This window comes from Pseudomonas machongensis (genome assembly GCF_034961125.1).
Lineage (GTDB): Bacteria > Pseudomonadota > Gammaproteobacteria > Pseudomonadales > Pseudomonadaceae > Aquipseudomonas > Aquipseudomonas machongensis.
Window position 1 is genome coordinate 1 of the sequence record NZ_JAYFUI010000051.1, and the last position, 3,179, is coordinate 3,179.

Below are 3,179 nucleotides of genomic sequence, written 5' to 3' on the forward strand. Positions count from 1 at the left end.
ACCTGGGCGATGGCAGCCGCTTCGGTCTGAGCATCAGCTATTCGCCCGAGGGCGAACCGCTGGAGACCGGCGGCGGTATCTTCAAGGCGCTGCCGCTGTTGGGGAATGCACCGTTCCTGCTGGTCAACGGTGACGTCTGGACCGATTACGACTTCAAGCGCCTGTGCCAACCGCTTCAGGGCCTTGCGCACCTGGTGCTGGTGGACAATCCGGGGCATCACGGGCGTGGCGACTTCCGTCTCGACGGCACGCACGTCGTCGATGGCGACGACGCTCCCGGCACCCTGACGTTCAGTGGCCTGTCGGTACTCGACCCGAAGTTGTTCGAAGGCTGCCAGCCCGGCGCCTTCAAGCTCGCGCCGCTGCTGCGCCAGGCAATGGCGGCCGGGCAGGTGACAGGTGAGCATTATCCTGGGCAGTGGATCGACGTCGGCACTCTCGAGCGCCTGGCCGAGGTCGAGCGCCTGATCGGCGAGCGTGCCTGACATGTGGTGGCCGAGCACAGTGATTGGTGCCGGAGCCGGTTTTGCCGTGGCCAGCATTCCTGGCGCCTTGCTGGGCGCCTTGCTGGGACAGGCCATGGACCGGCGTCTGCGCCTGCAGGGATGGGATGATGTGCGCGAGCGCCTGGGTGGGCGTCCGGCCTTGCGCGATGAAGAGTTGCTGTTCGTGCTGTTGGGGCGTCTGGCCAAGAGTGATGGGCGAGTCGCAGAGGGGCATATCTATCAGGCACGTCAGGAAATGACCCGCCTGGACCTTGCGGAGCCCGCCCGCTTGCGGGCGATCGCGGCATTCAACCGCGGCAAGTCGGGCAAGGACCGTCTGGGGCAGTACCTGCGCCGTATCGGCCAGCAGCCCCACGGCGCCGAAGGTACGCTGCGGGCGTGCTGGCGCATGGTCTGGGCCGATGGCAAGGCGGGGCGGCACGAGCGTGAGCTGTTGCTGGACTGGGGCCAGCAATTGGGCATGAGCCGTAACCAGGTGCAGGCCTTGTCCCAGGAGTACGAGCCGAACCGTTCTGCGGTCGAGGGCGGGGTGATGACCTATGCCGCGGCGCTGCGACTGCTGGGCGTCGAGGCCGATACCGACGGTGATCGGATCAAGCAGGCCTATCGCCGACTGGTCAGCCGGCATCACCCGGACAAGCTGGTCGGTAGTGGTGCAAGCGCGGCTCGGGTGCGTGAAGCGACCGAGCGCACGCGTGAGTTGCATCAGGCTTATGCCCTGGTTCGCAAGCGGCGGGGGATTTGAGGGGCAGGGTGCGGTGGTGAATTCGTCGCGGGCAAGTCGCAGCGGCGAACCGCTGCTCCCACAGGGGGCAACACACCCCGCCCCTTACTGCGCTTCCTGCGGCATCAACCATCCCCGCACCCGACGGAACAGCTGCTCTTGCTCCGCTGCCCTGGCACCCGGCATGGCAATCAGCGACAGCTGCCGATACTGGCTGTCCTTCTCGCGCTTGCTGGCTTGCAGGCGCAGCTTGGCGGCGTTCTGATCGCGGGTGCGGGTCATGACGTAGATGTCGGCGGTGGGCACTTTGAGCGTCGGCACCAGGCTTTCCAGGTCGTGCTTGACCCGTGCCGGTGTCTGCGCCGAGATCAGTGCCAGCTTCTGCACCTGTGGTGGCTGTTTCTCGCTCACATAGCGCGCCGCCCAGTACGCACCGCTGCCATGGCCGATCAAGACGATGCTGTGGGCATTCTGCTGCTGGGCGAAAGCCACGGCAGCATCGACGCGGGCGAAGATGCGGGTGGCGTCGTCGGAGTCGTTCTGCTCGTCGGCCTGCACGGCGTCGGTGCCCTGCGCGGTATCGGCATCGGCCGCCGTGGCCTGGGCGACATTGGCGTTGGCGTCGTCCGGCGTATCCTTGGCCGGGGCGCTGGTGCCCTTGCCTTCTACCTTGTCGGGCTGGGCGGCGGGTGTGTCGGTGGCGCGTGCCTGCGGGCTGTCGGCCAGCAGATCGGGCAAGCTGATGCTCAGGCTGTGCCAGCCGACATCGGGGAACTTGTTGCGCAGCGGGCCGACAGCATTGGGCCAGTCGGCGGTTTCGCCGGCACCGGGCACGATGATCACGGCGCCTTTCGGGGCGCTGTCGTTTGCCGGTTTCCACAGCGCCAGAAAGTTTTCGCCGTCGGCCTGCAGGGTCTTCTGCTCGGCCTTGGGCACCAGGCGTTCCAGAGCCTGGGCGTCTTCCTGGCTGCGTTCGGCAAGGGGCGCGCGCACGGCAGTGGTTTCAGCCGGCGCGGCAGGTTTATCGGGGTCGGCGGCATGGGCCGCGAGCGGTAGGGCCGAGGCCAGGCAGAACATGGCCAGCGTCGTGCGATAAAGTATGAACATGGATCAACCCAAGGCCAGAATGATACCGGCAGCCTAATAGTATTTGCCCGCGACGGCCACGCAGATGGCCGTCATTTGCCAAGACGAGCGTATCGATGAAGCGAATGCGTTGCCTGTTGGTTATCGGCTGGTTGTGCCTGCCCTTGATCGCCCTTGCCAAAGCCCCGGCACCCCCGTCGGTGGTGCTCGAGCCTGCGCAGCAGCAATGGCTCGACAGCCATCGCAGCCTGCGCGTGGGCCTGGTGCTGCAAGCACCCTATGCTCAGTTCGACCGGCGCCTGCAGCAGTTGTACGGGGCCAACGTCGAGCTGGTGAGTTGGCTGGGGCGGGCTCTGAATCTGGACCTGACCTGGCGAAACTTCCCAGACCAGGCTGCTTTGGAGCATGCGTTGCAGGCTGGCGAGATCGATTTTGCTCCAGGCCTTGCTCAAACCCCGGCAAGCCTGCGCCTGTGGCTGTTCAGCGACCCCTACATGCGTGTGCCGCAGTTGTTGGTCGGCCTGCGCAGTGGTGCGCTGGCGGTCGACCTGGAGCAGCTTGGCGCCAGCGACCGGGTGGCCGTGCGCATGCCAAGCAGCCTGGCCGATTACCTGCGTGGCAACTTCGCCAATCTCAACCTGCAGGGCGTGCCCAATGAGCGCGAGGCGCTGCAACTGGTGCTGGGTGCGCAAGCCAGCTACGCCGTGCTCGACGAGGCGCAGCTCAGTCGCCTGTCGCGCGAGAGCGAATTCGGCGACCTGGTGGTCGTGGGCGATATTGGCCTGCCGCAGTTGCTGCGTATCGGCTCGCGCCGCGATTGGCCGCTGCTGGCCGACGTGCTGGAGCGCGGTCTGCAGGCGATG

4 protein-coding genes are annotated in these 3,179 nt (G+C 66.4%); 3 read left to right on the plus strand and 1 reads right to left on the minus strand.

What is annotated here, in order from left to right; translation table 11 throughout:
• Together VA602_RS03430 and VA602_RS03435 are read left to right on the plus strand one after the other, a co-directional pair.
• Positions 1–485 (plus strand): nucleotidyltransferase family protein (locus tag VA602_RS03430; RefSeq protein ID WP_323452473.1); only part of this gene is annotated, 485 nt, incomplete at its 5' end.
• Between the two features lies 1 nt (position 486).
• Positions 487–1,251: a TerB family tellurite resistance protein gene (locus VA602_RS03435; protein ID WP_323452476.1), complete on the plus strand. Its 765-nt coding sequence runs from the start codon at positions 487–489 to the stop codon at positions 1,249–1,251.
• 84 nt (positions 1,252–1,335) lie between these two features.
• On the opposite strand, the gene VA602_RS03440 is transcribed toward VA602_RS03435, so the two are convergent.
• Positions 1,336–2,337 carry an alpha/beta hydrolase family protein gene (locus VA602_RS03440; RefSeq protein WP_323452474.1) on the minus strand — a complete coding sequence of 334 codons (1,002 nt, stop codon included), beginning with the start codon at positions 2,335–2,337 and terminating at the stop codon, positions 1,336–1,338.
• Between the two features lie 95 nt (positions 2,338–2,432).
• Between VA602_RS03440 and VA602_RS03445 the strand changes: the two genes are divergently transcribed.
• A partial coding sequence (locus VA602_RS03445; protein WP_323452475.1) for a transporter substrate-binding domain-containing protein occupies positions 2,433–3,179 on the plus strand: 747 nt, incomplete at its 3' end.